This window comes from Plantactinospora sonchi (assembly GCF_036422035.1).
GTDB classification, from domain to species: domain Bacteria; phylum Actinomycetota; class Actinomycetes; order Mycobacteriales; family Micromonosporaceae; genus Plantactinospora; species Plantactinospora sonchi.
Genome location: NZ_JAZGQK010000037.1, coordinates 35034 through 56022 on the forward strand (window position 1 = coordinate 35034; position 20989 = coordinate 56022).

Sequence of the window (20989 nt, forward strand, 5' to 3'; positions counted from 1 at the left end):
AGTATGGATCGCGGAGCGTAGTACTTCAATACTTCGGAGTGTTGGCAGTCTCGTCCACGGTCGATTGGCGGGCGGAACCGGTCGCGACGCGCCGACGGGCGGGGTGGACCACGGGGCGCCGCGAGCCGTTCTCAGGCCCCGACCACCTCGTCCCGGTCGGGAAACTCGCCCTCGCCCTCCTCGTCGTCGGGCTCACCCCAGTTCCGACGCAGCCACGGCAGCCCGACCCAGAAGGTCAGGAACCATGCGCCGGTCAGCCCACTGAGCACCAGCGCCACCCCTCGGGGCAGGACGAAGTCCGTGATCAGCAGCACCGAGCTGACCATCGCGATCAACATGAAGGCCAGACCACCGGTTGCCACGGCATGGGCGAACCGGACCAGCTCCGGCTTGCGCCCCTGCCGGAAAAGCGCCCGGTGGAACGCGACCGGAGAGATGATCAACGCGGTCGCGGCGGCCGCGGCGATCAACGCGACGATGTACGTGTCCTTCTGGAACTCGGTGGCCCGGGGAAAACCGTTGCTGAACGGCAGGGTGAGCAGAAACGCGAAAAGGATCTGGACACCGGTCTGCGCCACCCGCAGCTCCTGGAGCAGGTCGGTGAAGTTGCGCTGCCAGCGCTGCTTCTCGGTCTCGACACTCACCCAGCCACCTCCGCTGCCACCGCCACACCCGTTCGTCGGAATCGAGTGCGGAGCAGTGTGCCCCGCATCGACGTACCCGAAACGCGAGTCCGGTTCGTCATGCTTCGGCCCGGACGTCCCGACGTCGCCATCGATTCCGGTTCAGGTGGCGCCCCTGCCGCGCCCGATCCGGCCGACGGCCGCCGGCCGGATCACGACAGACGGGTTCGCTACCTCGGGTTCGGGCCCCACCCCGTCCCCGACCTCGGGCTCCACCGGTCAGGAGCCGCGCCGGATCCGGCCCGCGTACCGGGCCTCCAGCACCTTGTTGTGCTCGTCGCCGGTAGGGATGTTGGCCGACAGGTAGACCGGTGGTGTCTCCCCCGCCTCGATCAGCCGGGCCACCACCTCGACGGTGATCTGCTGGGCGAGCAGCGCGGCGGTGATCGACGAGACGGCGCCGACCGCGCCGCCACCGGGCAGCGGCAACGTCGCGTCGCCGTACGGGGCACCGTTGTCCAGCACCACGTCGGCCAGGTCACCGAGCCTGCGCCCGGAGGGATGCCGGGACGGTACGCCGGCCGAGTGCTCCGCCGAGGTGATCGCGATCAGCGCGTGTCCACGCTCCTTCACCAGGGCGGCGAACTCGACGATCGTGCCGTTCACGCCCGAGTTGGAGGCGATCACGAAGATGTCCGGCGGCTGGACCGGAGCCAGTTCCAGCAGCCGACGGGCCACCGTGGGGTCACGTTCGAGGGTCGGGCCGAGGATGTCCGCCGGCGCACCGCCGTACAGCACCAGGTCACGCAGGGCGATCCGGTTCGTCGGGACCAGTCCACCGGCCCGGCCGGCGATCTCCATCGAGAGCGCCTCCGAGTGGCCGGTGCCGAACGCGTGCACCACGCCGCCGGCCCGGAGCGCCGTGGTGACCAGGTCGGCCGCCCGGCGTACGTTGTCCCGCTGCCCCGCCGCCACCCGGGTCATCAGCCCGGTCACGACCTCCAGGTAGCCCTCCGCGCTCAGTGTCACCTGTCCACGTCCCTTCGCCCCACTGTCGATCATGCGGTCCGTGTCGACGATGCCATGCCCGGCCCCCGAGGGCTCACCGTGTGCCGAGTATCCGGGACAGTACGGCGTCGGCGAGCGCCTCCGTCGCCTCCTCCGGTACCCAGTGCCCGATCCCGGCCAGCGGTACGAAGCGGTAGTCGCCGGTGACGTGGTCGGCGCAGTTCCGGGCCGCGACCGGACCCACCGCCACGTCGGCGTCGCCCCAGACGAACGTGGTCGGCACCACCACCGGCCCGGTCTTGGCCAGGCCCTCCGTCGACATCGCCCGGTACCAGTTCAACGCGGCGGTCAGCGCACCGGGCTCGCGCAGCGGCGCGACGTACCGGTCGATCCGGTCCTCGGGCAGGCCGCTGAGCACCCGACGCAGCACCGCCGCCCCGTCGGCGAGCAGGACGTGCTCGGCCTTGCCGGTCTCCCGGAAGAGCTGCATGTACGCCGAGCGGGACCGCTGGTCCGGGTCCTCCGCGATCGCCCGTGCGAAGGCGGTCGGATGCGGTACGGAGACCGCGGTCAGGGTACGGACCCGGTCCTGGTGGTCGGCGGCGAGCCGCCAGGCGACCGCCGCACCCCAGTCGTGCCCCACCACGTGCGCCGCGGGCAGGTCGAGCGCGTCGAGCACCGCCACCGCGTCGGCGACCAGTTCGGTCAGCTGGTACGCCGCGACCTCGGTCGGCCGCGCCTGCGGCGAGTAGCCCCGCTGGTCCAGGACGAGGCTGCGCAGCCCCGCCGCGTGCAGGGCCGGCAGCAGGTCGTCCCATTGCGCGCCACGCTGGGGGAAACCGTGCAGCAGCAGGACGGGCTCGCCGTCCGCCGGGCCACCGGTGTGCAGGTCGAAGGTCAGGTCCCGGACGGTGATCCGCATGACCCGACCCTAGTCGTGGCTATCGGCGCGGACGGATCCGGTGCTAGCGTTCGCGAAACAACTGCACATCCGACAGGGGAGCGCGCAGCGCTGAGAGTGCGGGCAGACACGCCCGCAGACCCTCGAACCTGATCTGGGTAATGCCAGCGCAGGGAGTTCGGTCGAGTCTCCAGCCACGCCACGGTCCGGGCCCACCCGGACCGTGGCGTGCGTTCCGCCCCTGGATCGCCAAGCGACTGGGAGGCATCACCCATGAAAGAGTCCGGCAGCACCGGATGGCGGACCGTCGACATCGTCGTCGCCTCGGTCATCGCGGTCGCCTTCGGCGTCATCTTCTGGGCCTGGAACCTGGTCTGGGGCGCCACCGAGGGCGCCTTCACCTTCTTTCCGCCGGCCCAGGCGGTCATCTACGGCGTCTGGCTGGTGCCGGGGGTGCTCGGCGGCCTGGTGATCCGCAAGCCGGGCGCGGCTCTGTACTGCGAGTTCCTCGCCGCGTTCGTCTCGGTGATGCTCGGCAGCCAGTGGGGCACGATGGCCGTCCTCCAGGGCCTCTTCCAGGGTGTCGGCGCCGAACTGGCCTTCCTGGCCTTCGGCTACCGCCTGTTCCGGCTGCCGGTCGCGGTGCTCTCCGGCGCCCTGGCCGGGCTCGCCGCCGCGATCTTCGACCAGATCCGCTACTACTCGGAGAGCGACTTCGCCTCGTTCCGGCTGCCGGTCTTTGTCATCACCGTGGTCAGCTCGGCGATCATCGCCGGCGTCGGCGGCTGGGCGCTGACCCGGGCGTTGGCCCAGACCGGCGTACTGGACCGTTTCCCGGCCGGCCGGGACCGGGCCCCGGTCTGAGCAGGGCCACCCGATGACGGAGCGGACGGTGTCACGGTGAGCGCGGTCGAGCTGCGCGGCTTCGGCTGGCGGCACGCCGGACGCCGGGCCTGGGCGGTCCGTGACGTCGACCTGCGGATCGAGCACGGTGAGCGGGTCCTGCTGCTCGGGGCCTCCGGGGCCGGCAAGAGCACCCTGCTGGCGGCACTCGCCGGCCTGCTCGCCGAGGACTCCGGTGAGCAGGCCGGCAGCGTCGAGATCGACGGGCTGGACCCGCGCAAGGCCCGGGAGCGGGTCGGCGTCGTCTTCCAGGACCCGCAGACCCAACTGGTGATGGCCCGGGCCGGTGACGACGTGGCGTTCGGCCTGGAGAACCGGGGAGTTCCGGCGGCGGAGATCTGGCCCCGGGTCGCCGAGGCCCTGGACCGGGTCGGCTTCCCGTACCGGCCGGACCGGTCCACCAGCGCACTCTCCGGCGGTGAGCAGCAACGGCTCGCCCTGGCCGGGGTGCTCGCCCTGCGCCCGGGACTGCTGCTGCTCGACGAGCCGACCGCCAACCTGGATCCGGCGGGCGCCGCCCTGGTCCGAGGCGCGATCGGCGCCGCACTGGACGCCGACACCACGCTGATCCTGGTCGAGCACCGGGTGGCGGAGGCGCTGCCGCTGGTCGACCGGGTCGTCGTGCTGGAACCGGGTGGCGGGGTCCGGGCCGACGGGCCGCCGGCCGAGGTGTTCGCGACGCACGGGGCCGAGCTGGCCGCCGCCGGGGTCTGGGTGCCCGGTCCGCCGCCGGCGCCCCGCCGGTCCACCTCCCCGGCCGGGGAGGTGCTGCTCACCGCCGAGCGGCTCGGCCTGCCACCGCGGCTGGCCCCGGCCGACCTGACCGTACGCGCCGGCGAGGCGCTCGCCGTGCTCGGACCGAACGGCGCCGGCAAGTCGACCCTCGCCCTGCTCCTCGGCGGTCTGCTCAAGCCCGGCACCGGCACCCTCCGGGCGACCCCGGCACTCGCCGGCCGGTACGCGGACAGCCCACCGCACCGCTGGCGGGCACCGGTGCTGGCGCAACGGATCGGTTCGGTCTTCCAGGATCCGGAGCACCAGTTCGTCACCGGCACGGTACGGGCGGAACTGGCGCTCGGCCCACGTCGGGCCGGCCGTTCCGAGGCCGAGGTGTCGTCCACCGTGGACGAGTTGCTCTCCCGGCTCCGGCTGGACCAGTTGGCCGCCGCCAACCCGTACACCCTCTCCGGTGGGCAGGCGCGGCGGCTCAGCGTGGCGACCGCGCTGGCCACCGCGCCCCGGCTGCTGATCCTGGACGAGCCGACGTTCGGCCAGGACCGGCGGACCTGGCTGGAGCTGGTCGAGCTGCTCGCCGGGCTGCGCGACACCGGGCACGGCGTCGTCGCGGTCACCCACGACGCGGACTTTGTCACCGCCCTGGCCGACCGGACGTGGCGGCTCGGTGCTGATGCGGCGCCAACCGCCGCGCCGACGGTGCGCAGGGACGGCGATCCGGCACCGACGGTGCCGACGGACGATCCGCGGCCGGTGTCGGGATGATCCCGTACCCGATGGTCACCGCGCCCGCCGCGCCGCTGGCCCGACGTAACCCGGTGGCGAAGCTCGCCGCCGCGCTGCTCTTCTCGGTGCCGCTGCTCGCCACCCTCGACCCGCTCGTCCCGTCCCTGGCCATCGCGGTGGAACTGCTGGCCGCGCCGCTGTTCGGCGTCTCCTACCGACTGCTTGCCCGACGTGCCTGGCCACTGCTGTTCAGCGCGCTCGGCGTCCTGGTCACGATGCTGCTCTTCGCCGCCGAGCGGACCGGTGACGTCCTCGTCTCCGCCGGTCCGCTGCTGGTCACCACCGGGGTGCTCGGTACCGGCCTGGGGCTGGCGCTGCGGGTGATCGCGGTCGCGCTGCCCGGGGTACTGGTCTTCGCCACCACCGACCCGACCGATCTCGCCGACGCGCTGGTGCAGAACGCCAAGGCCCCACCGAGGTTCGCGATCGGCGCCCTGGCCGCGTTCCGGCTGGTGCCGCTGCTCGGGATGGAATGGCGGATGATCAGCATGGCCCGGCGGGCCCGGGGCGTGGACGCCGGGCGCAACCCGCTGGCCCGGCTGCGGCTCTTCGGCTCGACGGCGTTCACGCTGCTGGTCGGGGCGATCCGGCGGGGCACCCGGTTGGCCACCGCGATGGACGCCCGCGGCTTCGACTCCGGCGTCCCGCGTACGTCGGCCCGGCGACAACACTTCACCGGGGCGGACACCGTCCTGGTCGTCGGGGCGGTGGTACTCGCCGCAGCCATCCTCGCGACCAGCGTGGTACTCGGCACGTACCGGCCGCTGATCGGCTGAGCCCGTGGCAGACCGCCGGCGAGCCGTCACGGCTCACCGGAACAACCAGTCGAGCGCGGCCAGCGACTTGTCGACGTAGCGGAGGTCGTCGGTCTCCAGCCCGTACGCGAGGTCCTCGATAACCGAACACCGGGCGTAGAAGACAGCGCGCTGCCGTAGCGCCGCGTCATCGGCATGGTAGCGGCACAGGGCCGCGTCCAGCGCGACCGGACCGAGGTCGCGGTAGAGCAGACCGAAGTCGTAGGCCGGGTCGACGAACGCCGCGTCGCCCCAGTCGATGACGCCGGTCACCGTGCCGTGCACGGGATCGACGAGCAGATGCTCGATGCCCAGGTCGTTGTGGGAGAAGACCAGGGGGTACCCGCCGGACGGCGGTGCGGTGGCCACGAACGCCTCGATGGCGGCACGGTGGATCTCCGGCACCCGCGCCGACACCGCCTCGTAGTGGTCGCCCGCCTCCGCCAGCCACTCTTCCGGCGGTGAGTCGTCCGGCACGGCCACCGCCGCGAGTCGTTCGGTGCCGGTCGTATGGAGCGCGGCGAGGAGTTCTCCGACCATGGCGCCGACCGACTCCCGATGCGCCGAGCGCCACGACGGCGAAAGCTCAAGCAGCGGACGACCACGCAGTTTCACGTAGGCCAGGCAGCCCAACTCGGGGACGGCGAACGCCGGCACCGGTACGGGCAGCGGGGAGACCCCGGCGACGGCGGTCAACAGCCGCGCCTCCCGCGCCACCTCGGCGGCGTCCTCGGCCCTCCTGACGAGCCGCACGACCAACTCGTCGTTGACCTCGTACGCGACGTTGTCGGCGCCCTCGCCCAGCAGGACGACCGTCCGGGGCACGTACCCGGGCAGATGCGCCGCCACCAGATCACGGATCTCGTCCATGTGGGACATCATCCCCAGGCTGTGCCAGACACCGGACGTCCGGTCCGGACCGTCATCCGACCTGGCTGACCCGGGAGGCCGGCACCGATCCGGTGCCGGCCTCCCGGGCAGGTCCGTGCTGTCCGGGGTCAGCTACGCCGGAAGGCGTAGCGGCGGGCCGAACCCGCCCCCTGGCCGCGTCCGACCCCGGAGAAGCCCGCGCCGCCGCGGGGAACCGGTCCGGTGGTCGGCGCGACCGGCCGGCCGGCGGTGGGCCTCGCCACGGCCGGCAGCTCCGACCCGTCAACGGTCGGACTGTCGGCCGTCACCGTGCCCTCGTCGGAGCCGGTCAGTTCCTTGCCGGCCAGTTCCCTGCCGGACGGCTTGCTGCCGGCGGCGGATTTCCGCCCACTCCTGGTCTTTCGCTTGGCAGCCATACGGCGCCTCCTCGTTGGTCAGGACCACCCTGCGGCGGTGCAACGACGGGAAAGGGGCCCCGGGAAGGTCCTGTGTCCAGAGGATGCCGAAACGGCAGGAATGCGGACGCCCGGAGCGCACAGACCACGCGCGGAGGCGCGGGTCCGGCTGGATGAAGGGGCGTCAGTTACGCATGCCACGACAGTAACCGGTCGGACCGGCCGGCGCAGCATATTTTCTCCGCGAACCGACCGGCTGTCTCCAGTCCGCCGACGACCGGGTCAGATCCGGGACGGCTCCGGGGCGACCGGGTTCGGCAGCGCGCCACCGAATCGACGGTCGCGCTGCGCGTACAACTCGCAGGCGTACCAGAGGTGCCGACGGTCGAAGTCGGGCCAGAGCGTGTCGAGGAAGATCAGCTCGGCGTACGCGCTCTGCCAGAGCATGAAGTTGGAGGTCCGCTGCTCGCCCGAGGGACGCAGGAACAGGTCGACCTCCGGCACCTCGGGGTGGTAGAGGTACCGGGCGATCATCTTCTCGTTCACCTTGCCCGGATCGACCCGGCCGGCGGCGACGTCCCGGGCGATCGCGGCGGCGGCGTCGGCGATCTCGGCCTGACCGCCGTAGTTCACGCAGAACTGGAGGGTCAGCGTCGAGTTGCCCTGGGACATCTCCTCAGCCGTCTGCAGCTCCGAGATCACGCTCTTCCAGAGCCGACCGGCCCGGCCGGACCAGACCACCCGTACCCCGAGGTCGACCAACTGGTCCCGGCGACGCCGGATGACGTCCCGGTTGAAGCCCATCAGGAAGCGGACCTCCTCTGGCGAGCGCCGCCAGTTCTCCGTGGAGAACGCGTACGCCGTCAGATAGGGGATGCCGAGTTCGATGGCGCCCTCGATGGTGTCGAAGAGCGAGTATTCACCCTGCTCGTGCCCCTTGGTCCGGGGCAGACCCCGCTCCTTGGCCCACCGGCCGTTGCCGTCCATCACGATGGCCACGTGTCGGGGCAGCGCCTCGGACGGCAGCGCGGGCGGGCGGGCACCGGACGGATGCGGAGTCGGTGGACTGGGTTGCCGACGTAATCCCCGGCTCATCGCTCGGTTCACTGTGCTTCCTTCGTTCCGTCCCGTGCACCGCTCGACCCTCTGTCGACCAGCGGCAAAGAGCGTAACCCCCGCTCCAGGTGCCACTGCAGGTGCGCCGCCACCAGACCACTGCACTCCCGGCGGTGCGCCGGCTCGGCGACGTCGGCGATCCGCCAGTCGCCGGACGTGAGCGCGGTCATCAGCTCGATCGTGGCGGGTGCCGGATGGGCGGCGCCGGGCGGTCGGCAGTCCGGGCAGACACACCCCCCGGCCGGTACGGAGAACGCGCCGTGCCGCCCCGGTGTGCCGCAGACGGCACAGGCGACCAGGGCCGGTGCCCAACCGGCCAGCGCCATCCCCCGCAACAGGTACGCGTCGAGCACCAGGGTGCTGGCGTGCTCCCCGTCGGCGAGTGCCCGCAGGCCGCCCAGGGTCAGCTGGAACAGCCGCAACGACGGCTCCCGCTCCACCGGGGTGAGGCGTTCGGCCGTCTCCACGATCGCGCTGGCCGCCGTGTAGCGCGGATAGTCGTCGACAAGACGCTTGCCGTACAGCTGGATGCCCTCGACCTGGCTGATGCTGTGCAGGGAACTGCCCTGCTCGCCCTTCGGGTCGCCGGCCAACTGCAGGTCGACGTGACCGAACGGCTCCAGCCTGGCGCCGAACCGCGACATGGTCCGCCGTACGCCCCGGGCGACCGCCCGGAGCCGGCCGTGCCGGCGGGTCAGCAGGGTGATGATCCGGTCCGACTCGCCGAGCTTCTGCGCGCGGAGCACCACCGCGTCGTCGCGGTAGAGCTGGCGGCGGTACCCGGGCATCCGACCATTGTTCCCTGCCCGCCCGACCGACTGTTCCCTACCCGGCCCGAGGTGCTGTTCGCTACCCGGCCCGACCGGCTGTTCCCTGCCCGGCCCGACCGTCGCGGCCGGTCACGGCCCGGTCGCGTTATCCGGGCCGGTGTCGGCCCACCCCGAGGCCGGATCAGGGTGCTACCCCGATCCGGATGGTGGGGCTTCCCGGATGTTTTCCAGGCCGGACCGGACATAGGTTGCTGGCATGCGACTTCTTCGGCCCCTCACCGGCGCCGCCGCGATTGTCCTGCTGGCAGGTCTGGTCGGATGTGAGCCGCTCGCCGAGCGACAGCTGGAGTTCAGCGACACCGAACGTGTCAAGATCACCGAGATCCGGGTCGCCCCGGGCTCCGGTGACCTGGTGGTCCGGACCGGCCCGGTCGCCGACGTCGAGGTCCGACGGGTGATCCGGTACCGCAGCGGAAACCCTGAGCAGCACACCTACCGGATCGAGGGCAGCACGCTGTTCATCGACATCGAGTGTGGTCGCGCCTGCAGCGTGTCGTACGACATCCTGGCCCCGGCCGGCGTGGCGGTACGCGGCGAGAACGGCTCCGGCGACGTCTCGTTGACCGACGTGGCGGTGGTCGACTTCACGGTCGGCTCCGGTGACGTGGCCGTCTCCGGGGCGACCGGGGCGGTCCGGGCCGAGACCGGGTCCGGCGACATCACCCTCGCCCGGCTGCCGGGAGCCGTGGCGGCGCGGGCCACGTCGGGCGACATCGAGGGACGCGAACTGGGGGCCGGGAAGGTGCAGGCGGAGACGGGCTCCGGAAACATCACGCTGACCCTGTCGACGGCCGCCTCGGTCGAGGCCCGGGCGTCGAGCGGGTCGGTCACGCTGTCCGTACCCGCTGGCGGCTACCAGGTCCGGACCGCCACCGGCTCGGGGAACGCCCACAGCGAGGTGCCGAACGCCCCGGACGCGACGGCGGTGCTCGACGCGAGCACCGGCAGCGGCGACATCACCATTCAGCAGCGCTGAGCGGACCGCCCGACGGACCGGCGGGGCGTGGTCAGCCGGCCAGCCGCTGCCGGACCTTCTCCCGCACACCCTCCGGCGCCTCCGGCACCTCCAGCAGTCGGGGCAGCAGTTCCGGTTCGAGCGTCCAGGCGCGGAAGCCCTCGGCGACACTCACCCCGTGGTCGGGGCGGTGCACCACGGTCACCTGGTCACCGGCCCGGACCTCGCCCGGCTCCACGACCCGCAGGTACGCTCCGGGCCGGGCCTCCCGGGTGAACCGCTTGATCCACTGCGGTTCGGCCATCTTGAGCTGGAACGTGGCACACGGGATCCGGGCGAACGTCACCTGCAGCAGCAGCTCGGCACCGATCCGCCACCGCTCGCCGATGAGCGCGCCGTTCACGTCGACCCCGGTCGTGGTCAGGTTCTCGCCGAAGATCCCGCCGGGCAGGTCGCGGCCGAGTTCCGCCTCCCACCAGTCGTAGTCCTCCCGGGCGTACGCGTACGCCGCCTGGTCGTCGCCGCCGTGGTGGGCCATGTCGAAGATCTGGTCCCCGACCAGGCCGCTGCCGAGACCGGTGGTCTTCGGGCCCGGCGCCCGGACCGGCACCGGCCCGTCGACCGGGCGCTTGTTGATGCCGGTGACGCCGACCGCCTTGGCGGTGTTCGGCTCCGGTACGGCGAGGTTGACCGACAGGATCCTGCTCATCCGCACGCTCCTCCCTGCCCCTGGCGGGACGGTACGCGGTTCAGTGCCGCTCGCCGAGCGAATATCTGCTGAACTGCGCCCCGAGCAGCCCGATCGTGCCCAGTTCCTCGGCCAGCGGCCGCGCCCGGTCGGCGTACGGCTCGGCGTCGTCGACCGGCTCGTACCCGATCTCGCGACCCTCGGCCAGCGACCACCACCGGCGGGTGTTCCGACTGACCCCCCAGAGCACCCGGAACCCGGTCGCGTCCGTACCCAGACAGGCGTCGACCAGCCGGGCGCAGTCGTCCGGGGAGAGCCAGCCGTCCAGTCCACGTAGTCCGGGCGGCTCCGGGAAGCAGGCACCGATCCGCAGTGCGAAGACCGTCATCCCGAACCGGTCCGCATAGAGGCTGCCGAGCGACTCGACCGCGGCCTTGGTCCAGCCGTAGTAGGAGTCCGGCCGGGGCGGCACCCCGGACGGCACCCCGTCTGGGCCGGTCGGCGCCGGCACCCCGGCCGGTTCCGGGCTGCTGCCGGGCTGGCGGTAGAAACCCGCGGCGTGGATCGAGGAGGCCAGCACGACCCGGCGTACCCCCGCCGCCCGGGCCGCCTCCAGCACGTTCCGGGTGCCGATCACGTTCACCGCCAGCAGCGTGTCCCAGGCGTCCTCGGTGGGGATCGCGGCGAGGTGCACCACCGCGTCCACTCCGGCACAGGCCGCCGCCAGCGCCGCCGGGTCGGCCAGGTCGGCCCGGACCAGCTCCACCCGCTCATCCGGACCGGCCGGCTCCTGGTCGACGACGTCGAGCAGGCGCAGGATCCGGTCCGCGGCGGCGAGCCGCGGCCGCAGATATCCGCCGATCCGGCCGCCCGACCCCGTGACCAACACCCGTTCCGGCACGTCAACCACCCTTCGCCCCGACGACGGCCCCACCCCGGTGGGCCACAAGGAGATTCTGACGGTCGGACGACTCAGAAGCCGAGCTTACGAAGCTGCTTCGGATCCCGCTGCCAGTCCTTCGCCACCCGCACATGCAGGTCGAGATAGATCCGACTGCCGAGCAGCTCCTCGATCTGCTGCCGGGCCCGGGTGCCGACATCCTTGAGCCGGGAACCCCGGGCACCGATCACGATGGCCTTCTGACTGCTCCGCTCGACGTACACGTCGGCGTAGATCTTGATCAGCCGGCCCTCGGAGATCATCTCCTCGACCACCACGGCGATCGAGTGTGGCAACTCGTCGCGGACGCCCTCCAGCGCCGCTTCCCGGATCAGCTCGGCGACCAGGACCTGTTCGGGCTCGTCGGTGAGCATGTCGTCCGGGTAGAGCTGCGGCGACGGCGGCAGATAGCCGGTCATCACCTCGACCAGGGTCTCGACCTGGTAGCCGGAGACCGCGCTGACCGGCACCACGTCGGCGAACTCCCCCAGCTCACTGACCGCGAGCAGCTGCTCGGCCAACCGCTTCCGGTCGACCAGGTCGGTCTTGGTCACCACCGCCAGCACCTTGGCCTTGAGTTCGGCGAGCTCGCCGGTGATGAACCGGTCACCACGGCCGATCGGCTCGTCGGCCGGGATGCAGAGACCGATCACGTCGACCTCGCTCCAGGTCTGCCGGACCAGGTCGTTGAGCCGCTCGCCGAGCAGCGTACGGGGACGGTGCAGGCCGGGTGTGTCCACCAGGACCAACTGCGAGTCGGGTCGGTGCAGGACGGCCCGGATCACGTGCCGGGTGGTCTGCGGCTTGTTGGAGGTGATGGCGATCTTCTGGCCGACGATGGCGTTGGTCAGCGTCGACTTCCCGGCGTTCGGACGGCCGACAAAACAGGCGAAGCCTGCCCGGTAGTCGTCGCCTGCCTGGCGGTTCGCCGTCACTCGACCACCGTGCCGAGCACGGTGCCGTCCGGGGCCGCCACGTGGATGGGGGCGTCGGTCGCCAGGTCACGGACGGCGGCGTGGCCGGCCCCGTCCAGCGTCGACGCCTCGGTGACCACCGCGCCGGCCTCCAGCCGGGTGGCACCGGCGGCGACCGCCGAGGCGACCGCCAACTGCAGCGCGGTGATGGTCAGCGACGGCAGCGACACGCTGGCCGCGGCATAGGTGCGCCCGTCCTGGTCGCGGACGGCCGCACCCTCGACCGCACCGATCCTGGCCCGGGCTCCCCTGGCCAGGATCACCAGTTTGTTGTCCTCGGCGCTCAGCTCGACGGCCACCGGGGCGGTCGGGGCGGCGGACGACTCAGGCATCAGCGGGTTGCCTCTCCTCAGACCGGGAGTGCTCCTCCCGGGTCGGCTGTGCGGCCCGGAAATCGGGGTCGGTACGGGTCGGGTGGTCCGGGTCGCCATTCCGCTCCCGGTCGCCGTCCCGCGCGCGGTCGTGGTCGCGGTCGTCGGTCCCGGTCACCCGGCGGACCAGTACGGAGTCGATGTGGTTGCGCCGGCCGGTGGTGCCCTCGGCGAGCAGCCGGAGTCCACCCACCTCCGCCTCGGCGCCGGGGATCGGCACCCGGCCGAGCGCCTGGGCGAGGAGTCCGCCGACGGTCTCCACCTCGTCGGCCGGCAGTTCGACGTCGAACAGCTCGCCGAGAGTCTCGACCGGCAGTCGGGCGGTGACCCGGACCTCGTTGTCGTCGAGCCGCTCGACCGGCGGCCGCTCGACGTCGTACTCGTCGGTGATCTCGCCGACGATCTCCTCCAGGATGTCCTCGATGGTGACCAGGCCCCCGGTGCCGCCGTACTCGTCGACGACGATCACCATGTGGGTCCGGGCCGCCTGCATCTCGGAGAGCAGGTCGTCGACCGGCTTCGACTCGGGTACGAAGGTCGCCGCGCGCATGACCTCGGCCACCGACCGCTCCTCGCCGTCCGGGTCGCCGCCCTGGGTCTGCCGGATCACGTCCTTGAGGTAGAGCACGCCGAGCACGTCGTCAACGCTGTCGCCGATCACCGGGATCCGGGAGAACCCGGACCGGAGGAAGAGCACCAGCGCCTGGGACAGCGTCTTGTTCGTCTCGATCCAGACCATCTCGGTACGCGGCACCATCACCTCGCGGACGATGGTGTCGCCGAGCGCGAAGACCGAGTGGATCATCTGTCGTTCGCCGTGCTCCACCACCCCACGCTGCTCGGCCAGGTCGACCAGTTCGCGCAGTTCCACCTGGGTGGCGAACGGACCCTCCCGGAACCCCCGGCCGGGGGTCACCGCGTTGCCGATCAGGATCAGCAGCGAGGCGAGCGGGTTCAGCACCCGCCCCAGCCAGCGGACCACCGGCGCGGTGGCCCGGCCGACCGCGTACGCGTGCTGCCTGCCGATGGTGCGCGGCGCGACACCGACCACCACGAAGCTGACCACGGTCATCGCGCCGGCGGTGACCAGCGCGGCCGTCACGCCAGCACCGAAGGTGTCGACCGCGACCAGCGCGACCAGCACGGTCGCGGTCAGCTCGCAGAGCAGACGCAGCAACAGCAGCAGGTTGATGTGCCGGGCCGCGTCGGCGGCGACGATCTGCAGGGTACGGGCCCCGCGTACGCCGTCCCGGGCGAGTTCACCGGCCTGGGCCGGGGAGACGGCGCCGAGTGCCGCGTCCGCCATCGCGAAGATCCCGGCGAGCACCACCAGGGCGGCGGCGAAGAAGATCAGTTGGAGGTCGGGCAGACCGGCCGCGGCAGAACCGGCCTCGGCCAGCGGGATGGACGGTACGCCCACCGCGTCGGCCAGGGTGGCTAAGTGACCGGGCATCAGTGCGCCCGGGTCGCGCGCCAGCCGTCGAGGAGGCGGGCCTGCAGTCCGAACATCTCCCGCTCCTCCTCCGGCTCGGCGTGGTCGTAGCCGAGCAGGTGCAGCACACCGTGCACGGTCAACAGGTGCAGTTCGTCGGCGGGCGAGTGCCCGGCGGTGGCGGCCTGCTTGGCGGCGACCTCCGGGCAGAGCACGATGTCGCCGAGCAGCGCCGGCTCACCGCCGTTCACCTCGCCCGGCCCGTGGTCGACGCTGCCCTCGTCCATGGGGAAGGCGAGTACGTCGGTGGGCCCGTCCCCACCCATCCAGCGGTGGTTGAGTTCGGTCATGTAGTCGACGTCGACGAGCAGCACCGACAGTTCGGCCAGGGAGTTCACCCCCATCTCGTCGAGGGCGTACCGGGCGACGGCGAGCACCGCGTCGGTGTCGACGGTCGTACCCGACTCATTGGCGATCTCGATGGACAACTGGTTCTTTCCTCTGCTGCGTCAGCGGCGGCGGCCGGCCCGGCCGCCGTGGGCGGTACGGCCCGGCACGGCGTGCACGCCCTGGCCCTGCTGAGACTCCCGCTCGGCGTCCCAGCGGGCGTACGCGTCCACGATCTCACTCACCAGCCGGTGCCGTACGACGTCGGAGCTGGAGAGCTGGGCGAAGTGCACGTCCTCGACGCCGTCCAGGATCTCCCGTACGGCGCGCAGCCCGCTGGTCGTCCCGCCGGGCAGGTCGACCTGGGTGACGTCACCGGTGACCACGATCTTGGAGCCGAAGCCCAGTCGGGTGAGGAACATCTTCATCTGCTCGGGCGTGGTGTTCTGCGCCTCGTCGAGGATGATGAACGCGTCGTTGAGCGTCCTGCCCCGCATGTACGCCAGCGGCGCGACCTCGATCGTCCCGGCGGCCATCAGCTTCGGGATCGACTCGGGGTCGAGCATGTCGTGCAGCGCGTCGTAGAGCGGCCGCAGGTACGGGTCGATCTTCTCGGACAGGGTGCCGGGCAGGAAGCCGAGCCGCTCGCCGGCCTCGACCGCCGGGCGGGTCAGGATGATCCGGTTGACCTGCTTGGCCTGCAGCGCCTGGACGGCCTTCGCCATCGCGAGGTACGTCTTGCCGGTACCGGCGGGGCCGATGCCGAAGATGATGGTGTTCTGGTCGATCGCGTCGACGTACCGCTTCTGGCCGAGGGTCTTGGGCCGGATGGTCCGTCCGCGCCGGGACAGGATGTTGAGCGTCAGCACCTCGGCCGGGCGCTCTGCGCCGCCCTGCTCGATCATGCCGAGGGTACGCCGCACGGCGTCGGTGGTCAGGGTCTCGCCTTTCTCGATCAGCTCGAGCAGCTCGGTGAAGAGGCGCTCCGCGAAGGCATTGTCGCCGGGGGCACCGGTGACGGTGATCTCGTTGCCCCGGACATGCACGTCACTGGTGATCGACCGCTCGATCAGTCGCAGGATCTCGTCGCCCGCGCCGAGCAGATTAACCATGATCTTGGGGTCAGGGACCGTGATCCTGGTCTGCACCCGGGGCTGCCCGGGGGGTGGGGTACCGGTCATGGGTCGGGCCCGCGGCCCTGTGCCACCTGCTCTCGATCTCGATGCCGCGCCCAGGCGGCGCGGCGTGCGGACGTTACCGTCATCGTATCTGTTCAACACCGCCGGCACGCCGCCCATTTCCGCCGGGGCGGTCAGCTGTGTCGGGTGTTAACAGGGGGCCCTTCCTACACCGAAAACGATAATAAGGGGCCCTTCCTTACACCTGGCGGAAGTCGAAACGGTCGAACGTCTCCTGGTGGCGGGTGAACCGGTAGGTCGCCCAGTGCATCAGGATCACATTCCCCTGGTCGTCGCGGGTGAGGCGGAGGAGTTCACCGACCTCCCGACCGGAGACCGTCCGCAGCACGTCGGGGCGGTCCGGGAGGGGTTCGAAGACCGCCGGCGGCCGGCCCGCCGGGTCGTCGGCGCCCCGGGCCCGCAGGGTGCCGTCCCGCCAGCTGAAGACGTACTCGAAACCCTCGCCCCACCAGCGGCCGAGCAGCCCCCGGTACGCCTCCGGCGCCGGCTCGCCCGGGGTCCACGGCGCGATGTCGGCCGGGTCGTCCTCGGCCGAGGCGGCGAGCAGCTGGTGGCTGAGTTCGTTGACCGCGGTGCCGGTGCCGGAGGAGCCGAAGACCGCGCAGCCCAGCGCCGCCGGGCTGCCGGCACCGCCGCGCCGGCCGTAGACGCTGGCCAGGAAGCCCGGCATCGCGCCGTCGTGCCCGACGTGGCTGATCCGCTCGCCGCCGGCCGAACGCGAACCGGTCGGCGCGCTCTGCGGCACCAGGATCAGGCCGAGCCCGAAACCGGCGGACCAGACCGCCTCGTCGGTGGTGGTCGCCGGCCAGCGCATCTCGTCGAGGGTGCCCGGGCCCAGCACCGTGCCGTCCGGGTCGACCGTCGCCGGGTCGGCCAGGAACGCCGCCCACCGCGCCATGTCCGAGGCGGTGCTCCAGAGCTGGGCCGCAGGCCCGAGCGCGCCGAGGTCGGTGTTCGGCTCCGGCCGGGCGTGGTCGGAGTACGCGTCGACCAGGAACCCGGTCGCCGCGGCCGGTGGCGGGGCGAGGCTGGTGTCGGCGAGTCCGAGTGGCCGCAGGATCCGGTCGGCGAGGACCTCGGCCCAGGTGCCGCCCCGCAACCGGGCGGCGGCCTGGCCGAGCAGGGCGACGCCGAGGTTGGAGTAGTGGAAGCGGCGGGCCGGCGGCAGGACCCGCTCGGCCCGGGCCAGGTCGGCGAGGAGTTCCGTCACGTCCGGGGTGTGCAGGGTGTCCCAGATGTCGCCGTACGGCTCACGTTGCACCCCGGAGGTGTGCGACAGCAGCCGACGTACGGTGAGTTCCCCGTGGGCGGGGACGTCCAGGTGTGCCGAGATCGGGTCGTCGAGGTCGAGCAGGCCGTGGTCGCGACACTGCAGGACGAGGACGGCGGTGAAGGTCTTGGTGACGGAGCCGATCCGGAAGGCGGTCCGCGCGCTCAGCGGGCTGTCGTTGCCGGTCGCGCCGACCGTGCAGGTCCAGAGCGGCCGGTCCGCCCGGTGCAGCGCGGCGGAGACCGCGGGTATCCGGGACTCCGCCTGTGCCTGCCGGACCATCCGCTCGTACCGCCGAGTCATCCCGGTCACGCACCGCCCCCTCACGCCAAGATCACTGATCGTACCGGTCACCCTCCCGACCTCGAAGAACTGGGTGTCGGCGGGTTCCGGTGACGTCGGGGTTCAGCGCGACCGCATCGGCCCCAGCGGCTCCCCGCCGAGCACGTGCGCGTGCGCGTGGAAGACCTCCTGGCCGCCGTACGGGCCGGTGTTGAAGATCATCCGGAAGCCGTCGGCGAGCAGGCCCTCGCTCTCCGCCACCACCGCCGCCGTGCCGAGCACCTCACCGGCCAGCGCCGGGTCGGCCTGGGCGAGCGTCGCCACGTCCGCGTAGTGCTCCTTCGGGATCACCAGCACGTGCACCGGCGCCTGCGGCCCGATGTCCCGGAAGGCCAGCGTGGTCTCGGTCTCCCGGACCACGGTCGCCGGGATCTCCCCGGCGACGATCCGGCAGAACAGGCAGTCGCTGTTGCTCTCCATGCCCCGCATCGTAGGGGTGCCGCCCCGGCCGCGCGGCGCGCCTCCCGCGCGTCCCGGCCGCGACCTGGTCCGACAACCGCGGGTACGGCCGCGCCGGTCGAACCAGTCCGAGCGAATTGGCTCTGTCCCGGCGCCGCCGACGCTCCGACCCTGGAGACCATGACCGTCTTCGCATCGAGCCCCATCACCGCCCTGGTCGACGTGCCGGTGCGGTACGACCTCGCCGAGAGCACATGTCCGCCGTTGACCACCGGTGCCCTCGCCGAGGCCGCCGCGCTCGCGGACCTGCCGCTCGGCTACGGCACCTCACGCGGTGACACCAAACTGCGCGAACTGATCGCCGCCGACGCCGGGGTGCGGCCGGACCAGGTGCTGGTCACGGTCGGCGGGATCGAGGCGATGTTCCTGCTGGCCCAGGCCACCTGCGGGCCCGGCGACCGGGTGCTGCTCGCGACACCCTGCTTCCCACCGGCCCGGACCGTGCCGGAGGGGCTCGGGGCGCGGGTGGAGGTGCTGCCACTGTCGTTCGACGACGGCTACCGACTGCCGCTGGACCGGCTGGCCCGTACCCTGACGCCGGACACCCGCCTGGTGTCCGTGGCGTCGCCGCAGAACCCGTCGGGTGTCCGCTTCACCGACGAGGAGCTGCGTACCCTGCTCGCCGTCGTCGCGGAACGGGCGCCCGACGCCGTGCTGCTGGTCGATGAGACCTACCGTGCCGCCACCTACGGTGACGCTCCGGTCCCATCCTCGGCCGCGACACTGTCGCCACGGATCGTGACCTGCTCCTCGATCTCCAAGGCACACGGTGCGCCGGGGCTGCGGATCGGCTGGCTGACCACGACGGACCCCGACCTGTACGAGCGGCTCCGGGAGGCCAAGTTCGTCACCACGATCGCCTGCTCCACCCTTGACGAGTACTTCGCCACCCGGGTCCTCCGACGGCAGGCCGAACTCCTCCGCCCCCGCGCGCGGCGGCTGCGGGACGCGCTCGACGAACTGGTGGACTGGACCCGGCACCACCGGTTGGAGATCGTCCTCCCGGACGGCGGCGCCATGTGCTGCCTGCGCCTGCCGGCCGACCGGTTCACCGACGACGCGGTCCCGGAGTTCCACGCCCGCCTCGCCGCGCGGGACACCCGGGTCGCACCCGGCTCCTGGTTCGGCGAGTCGGACCGGGTGTTCCGGCTCGGCTTCGGCCACCTTCCGCCCGACGAGTTCAGCGCGGCACTCGACCGCCTCGCCGATGCTCTTCCCCGGCAACGGAGCGCGGCACCGACTGCGGCATGATGATCAGATGGCGGGACGCGCGGTACTGGTGACGGGAGCCTCCAGGGGCATCGGACGGGCGGTGGCGATCGCGTTCGCCACCGGCGGGGACCGGGTGGCCGTACACCACCGGGACTCGACCCCGCTGGCCGAGGAACTCGTCGCGGCGCTGCCCGGCGACGGGCACGTGGTGGTCCGGGCCGACCTCGCCGACCCGGCCGAGGTGCGGACGATGGTGGACGAGGCGGCGGACCGGCTCGGCGGACTCGACGTACTGGTCAACAACGCCGGGGTGTTCGGCGGGGCGGACGACCCGCATCCGGTCTTCGAAACCTCCTACGAGCAGTGGCAGCAGCAGTGGCGGCGGATCCTCGACGTCAACCTGCTCGGCGCCGCCAACGCCATCTGGTGCGCCGCCCCCCACCTGCGACAGCGGCGTGGCCGGATCGTCAACGTCTCGTCCCGGGGCGCCTTCCGGGGCGAGCCGACCCAACCGGCGTACGGCGCCAGCAAGGCCGCGCTGAACTCGCTCGGCCAGTCGCTGGCGGTGGCCCTCGCCCCGTACGGCATCGCGGTCGCCACGGTCGCGCCCGGCTTCGTCGAGACCGACATGACCAACGAGCACCTCAAGGCCCCGCGCGGTGACGCGATCCGGGCGCAGAGCCCGTTCAACCGGGTCGCCCGCCCGGAGGAGGTCGCCTCGGCCGTGTACTGGCTCGCCTCCCCCGAGGCGGAGTGGGCCTCCGGCACCATCGTCGACCTGAACGGCGCCTCGTACCTGCGGACCTGACGGCGACTCTCCCCTGCCCCGTCCCGGTCCAGTCCGGTCAGCGGTCCCAGTCGTGCAGCACCGCCTGCGCGTAGGCGACCCGGTGGTCCAGCCGCCGGGGGGCGAGGTGGAAGACCTTGTTGAGGCCGCGGTACTCCAGTGCCGTGCCGTGTCCCGGCGCACGCCAGCGGGTGCGGGTCGGGCCGTCCGGCACCATGTCGTCGCCCCCGGTCCCGGTGACCGCCGAATACAGCCCGATGATGACCAGGAACGGCACCCACAGCGGCGCGAACACGACGTACGCCAGCCAGGTGTACCAACTGCCGACCCGGCCGGTGAACGTCGTCGGACCGGCGCCGGGCGTCACGGTCCATCGGATCCGGCGCGGCCACGGCCAGAACCGACCGGGCCGGCGGGTGATCGTGGCCAGTGCCGAACCGTCGGCCGCACACACCTCGTAGCTCTCCGCTCCGGTCGGCCGGACCGTACAGAGGACTTCGCCGTCGGGCCGGCTGCGGATCGTGAACGGTGACCGGGGCAGGACGACCGCCTTCTTCGCGTTACGCGGTGCCGAGACCCGGGCGAGGTCGACGTTGTGCCGACCGGCACCCCAGGTCCGGATGTCGCCGTTGCCGCCGGACACCGCGACCCCGAACGACCAGCGGGACGGCGACACGGCCTCCGACACGAGCGGCGGCACACTCTGCGCCGGTCGCGGATCAGTCGAGTCCATGCTCATGAACCCGGAGTCACGCAACGCCGGAGTCGGGCAGCACACCGGCGTAGGGCGCCCGCCGCCACGCGATCTTGTTCACGTCGTGGATGGTTCCACTGATCAACTCGTCGGTCAACGCAGGTCCCCACCGCCGCCGGGTCACCCGGTGGCCGCAGGCGGTGGTGCGGCGTACAGCGACGTCATCAGCAGCACCATGACCGAGGCCCCGCACCCCGATCCCCGGCTATGCCCCATCGCCTAATCTGGAGGGTGGCCGAGCGTACGAGCGACAGCACT

Annotated in this window: 23 protein-coding genes and 1 riboswitch; of the genes, 6 read left to right on the forward strand and 17 right to left on the reverse strand. The window is 72.1% G+C overall.

Annotated elements, in window-relative coordinates; translation table 11 throughout:
• Positions 1–131: 131 nt before the first annotated feature.
• The 3 genes from V1633_RS33460 to V1633_RS33470 all read right to left on the reverse strand — a co-directional run bounded on the left by V1633_RS33460 (position 132) and on the right by V1633_RS33470 (position 2553).
• Positions 132–644, reverse strand: a complete 513-nt coding sequence (locus V1633_RS33460; RefSeq protein ID WP_331213759.1) for a DUF6328 family protein — start codon at positions 642–644, stop codon at positions 132–134.
• Between the two features lie 258 nt (positions 645–902).
• On the reverse strand, positions 903–1652 hold the full coding sequence (locus tag V1633_RS33465; RefSeq protein WP_331213758.1) for an SIS domain-containing protein: 750 nt from the start codon (positions 1650–1652) through the stop codon (positions 903–905).
• Positions 1653–1725: 73 nt separating this feature from the next.
• Positions 1726–2553 carry an alpha/beta fold hydrolase gene (locus tag V1633_RS33470; RefSeq protein ID WP_331213757.1) on the reverse strand — a complete coding sequence of 276 codons (828 nt, stop codon included), beginning with the start codon at positions 2551–2553 and terminating at the stop codon, positions 1726–1728.
• A 64-nt stretch (positions 2554–2617) separates the two neighbouring features.
• A riboswitch (TPP riboswitch) is annotated at positions 2618–2726 on the forward strand.
• 79 nt (positions 2727–2805) lie between these two features.
• Here V1633_RS33470 and V1633_RS33475 point away from each other — a divergent pair.
• The 3 genes from V1633_RS33475 to V1633_RS33485 are packed head-to-tail and all read left to right on the forward strand — an operon-like array spanning position 2806 to position 5732.
• Complete coding sequence (locus tag V1633_RS33475) at positions 2806–3396, forward strand: ECF transporter S component (RefSeq protein WP_331213756.1); 591 nt, start codon at positions 2806–2808, stop codon at positions 3394–3396.
• Between the two features lie 36 nt (positions 3397–3432).
• Positions 3433–4935 carry an ABC transporter ATP-binding protein gene (locus tag V1633_RS33480; RefSeq protein WP_331213755.1) on the forward strand — a complete coding sequence of 501 codons (1503 nt, stop codon included), beginning with the start codon at positions 3433–3435 and terminating at the stop codon, positions 4933–4935.
• Complete coding sequence (locus V1633_RS33485) at positions 4932–5732, forward strand: energy-coupling factor transporter transmembrane component T family protein (protein WP_331213754.1); 801 nt, start codon at positions 4932–4934, stop codon at positions 5730–5732. Before V1633_RS33480 ends, V1633_RS33485 begins: the two co-directional genes overlap by 4 nt.
• A 33-nt stretch (positions 5733–5765) precedes the next feature.
• Here the strand turns inward: V1633_RS33485 and V1633_RS33490 are convergent, their stop codons facing one another.
• From V1633_RS33490 to recO, 4 genes are all read right to left on the reverse strand, one after another.
• Positions 5766–6620: a phosphotransferase family protein gene (locus V1633_RS33490; protein ID WP_331213753.1), complete on the reverse strand. Its 855-nt coding sequence runs from the start codon at positions 6618–6620 to the stop codon at positions 5766–5768.
• Positions 6621–6748: 128 nt separating this feature from the next.
• A complete protein-coding gene (locus V1633_RS33495; protein ID WP_331218304.1) occupies positions 6749–7036 on the reverse strand; it encodes a hypothetical protein in 288 nt (95 codons plus the stop codon).
• 261 nt (positions 7037–7297) lie between these two features.
• Positions 7298–8110, reverse strand: coding sequence for an isoprenyl transferase (locus V1633_RS33500; RefSeq protein ID WP_331218368.1), 813 nt, complete (start codon positions 8108–8110; stop codon positions 7298–7300).
• An 8-nt stretch (positions 8111–8118) separates the two neighbouring features.
• Entirely contained in the window at positions 8119–8919 is an 801-nt protein-coding gene (gene recO, locus V1633_RS33505) for a DNA repair protein RecO (protein WP_331218305.1), read from the reverse strand.
• Positions 8920–9157: 238 nt separating this feature from the next.
• Between recO and V1633_RS33510 the strand changes: the two genes are divergently transcribed.
• Positions 9158–9937, forward strand: coding sequence for a DUF4097 family beta strand repeat-containing protein (locus V1633_RS33510; RefSeq protein WP_331218306.1), 780 nt, complete (start codon positions 9158–9160; stop codon positions 9935–9937).
• Between the two features lie 31 nt (positions 9938–9968).
• On the opposite strand, the gene V1633_RS33515 is transcribed toward V1633_RS33510, so the two are convergent.
• The 9 genes from V1633_RS33515 to V1633_RS33555 form a co-directional block, all read right to left on the reverse strand.
• A complete protein-coding gene (locus V1633_RS33515; RefSeq protein ID WP_331218307.1) occupies positions 9969–10625 on the reverse strand; it encodes an MOSC domain-containing protein in 657 nt (218 codons plus the stop codon).
• A 40-nt stretch (positions 10626–10665) separates the two neighbouring features.
• Entirely contained in the window at positions 10666–11505 is an 840-nt protein-coding gene (locus V1633_RS33520; RefSeq protein WP_331218308.1) for an NAD-dependent epimerase/dehydratase family protein, read from the reverse strand.
• 71 nt (positions 11506–11576) lie between these two features.
• Positions 11577–12479 carry a GTPase Era gene (gene era / locus V1633_RS33525; RefSeq protein ID WP_331218309.1) on the reverse strand — a complete coding sequence of 301 codons (903 nt, stop codon included), beginning with the start codon at positions 12477–12479 and terminating at the stop codon, positions 11577–11579.
• A complete protein-coding gene (locus V1633_RS33530; RefSeq protein ID WP_331218310.1) occupies positions 12476–12850 on the reverse strand; it encodes a cytidine deaminase in 375 nt (124 codons plus the stop codon). Before V1633_RS33530 ends, era begins: the two co-directional genes overlap by 4 nt.
• Positions 12843–14342 carry a hemolysin family protein gene (locus V1633_RS33535; RefSeq protein WP_331218311.1) on the reverse strand — a complete coding sequence of 500 codons (1500 nt, stop codon included), beginning with the start codon at positions 14340–14342 and terminating at the stop codon, positions 12843–12845. The genes V1633_RS33530 and V1633_RS33535 overlap by 8 nt, the downstream gene beginning before the upstream one ends.
• Entirely contained in the window at positions 14342–14809 is a 468-nt protein-coding gene (gene ybeY / locus V1633_RS33540; protein ID WP_331218312.1) for an rRNA maturation RNase YbeY, read from the reverse strand. The genes V1633_RS33535 and ybeY overlap by 1 nt, the downstream gene beginning before the upstream one ends.
• A gap of 21 nt (positions 14810–14830) precedes the next feature.
• Positions 14831–15889, reverse strand: coding sequence for a PhoH family protein (locus V1633_RS33545; protein WP_331218313.1), 1059 nt, complete (start codon positions 15887–15889; stop codon positions 14831–14833).
• Positions 15890–16085: 196 nt separating this feature from the next.
• On the reverse strand, positions 16086–17480 hold the full coding sequence (locus tag V1633_RS33550) for a serine hydrolase domain-containing protein (RefSeq protein ID WP_407952156.1): 1395 nt from the start codon (positions 17478–17480) through the stop codon (positions 16086–16088).
• A gap of 102 nt (positions 17481–17582) precedes the next feature.
• Positions 17583–17939 carry a histidine triad nucleotide-binding protein gene (locus tag V1633_RS33555; protein ID WP_331218315.1) on the reverse strand — a complete coding sequence of 119 codons (357 nt, stop codon included), beginning with the start codon at positions 17937–17939 and terminating at the stop codon, positions 17583–17585.
• 159 nt (positions 17940–18098) lie between these two features.
• Here V1633_RS33555 and V1633_RS33560 point away from each other — a divergent pair, with 159 nt between their 5' ends.
• Positions 18099–19229 (forward strand): pyridoxal phosphate-dependent aminotransferase, encoded by a 1131-nt coding sequence (locus tag V1633_RS33560; RefSeq protein WP_331218316.1) that lies wholly within the window; start codon positions 18099–18101, stop codon positions 19227–19229.
• A gap of 7 nt (positions 19230–19236) precedes the next feature.
• Positions 19237–19998, forward strand: coding sequence for an SDR family NAD(P)-dependent oxidoreductase (locus tag V1633_RS33565; protein WP_331218317.1), 762 nt, complete (start codon positions 19237–19239; stop codon positions 19996–19998).
• 37 nt (positions 19999–20035) lie between these two features.
• Here V1633_RS33565 and V1633_RS33570 read toward each other — a convergent pair whose 3' ends face one another.
• Positions 20036–20710 (reverse strand): hypothetical protein, encoded by a 675-nt coding sequence (locus V1633_RS33570; RefSeq protein WP_331218318.1) that lies wholly within the window; start codon positions 20708–20710, stop codon positions 20036–20038.
• Between the last annotated feature and the right edge of the window lie 279 nt (positions 20711–20989).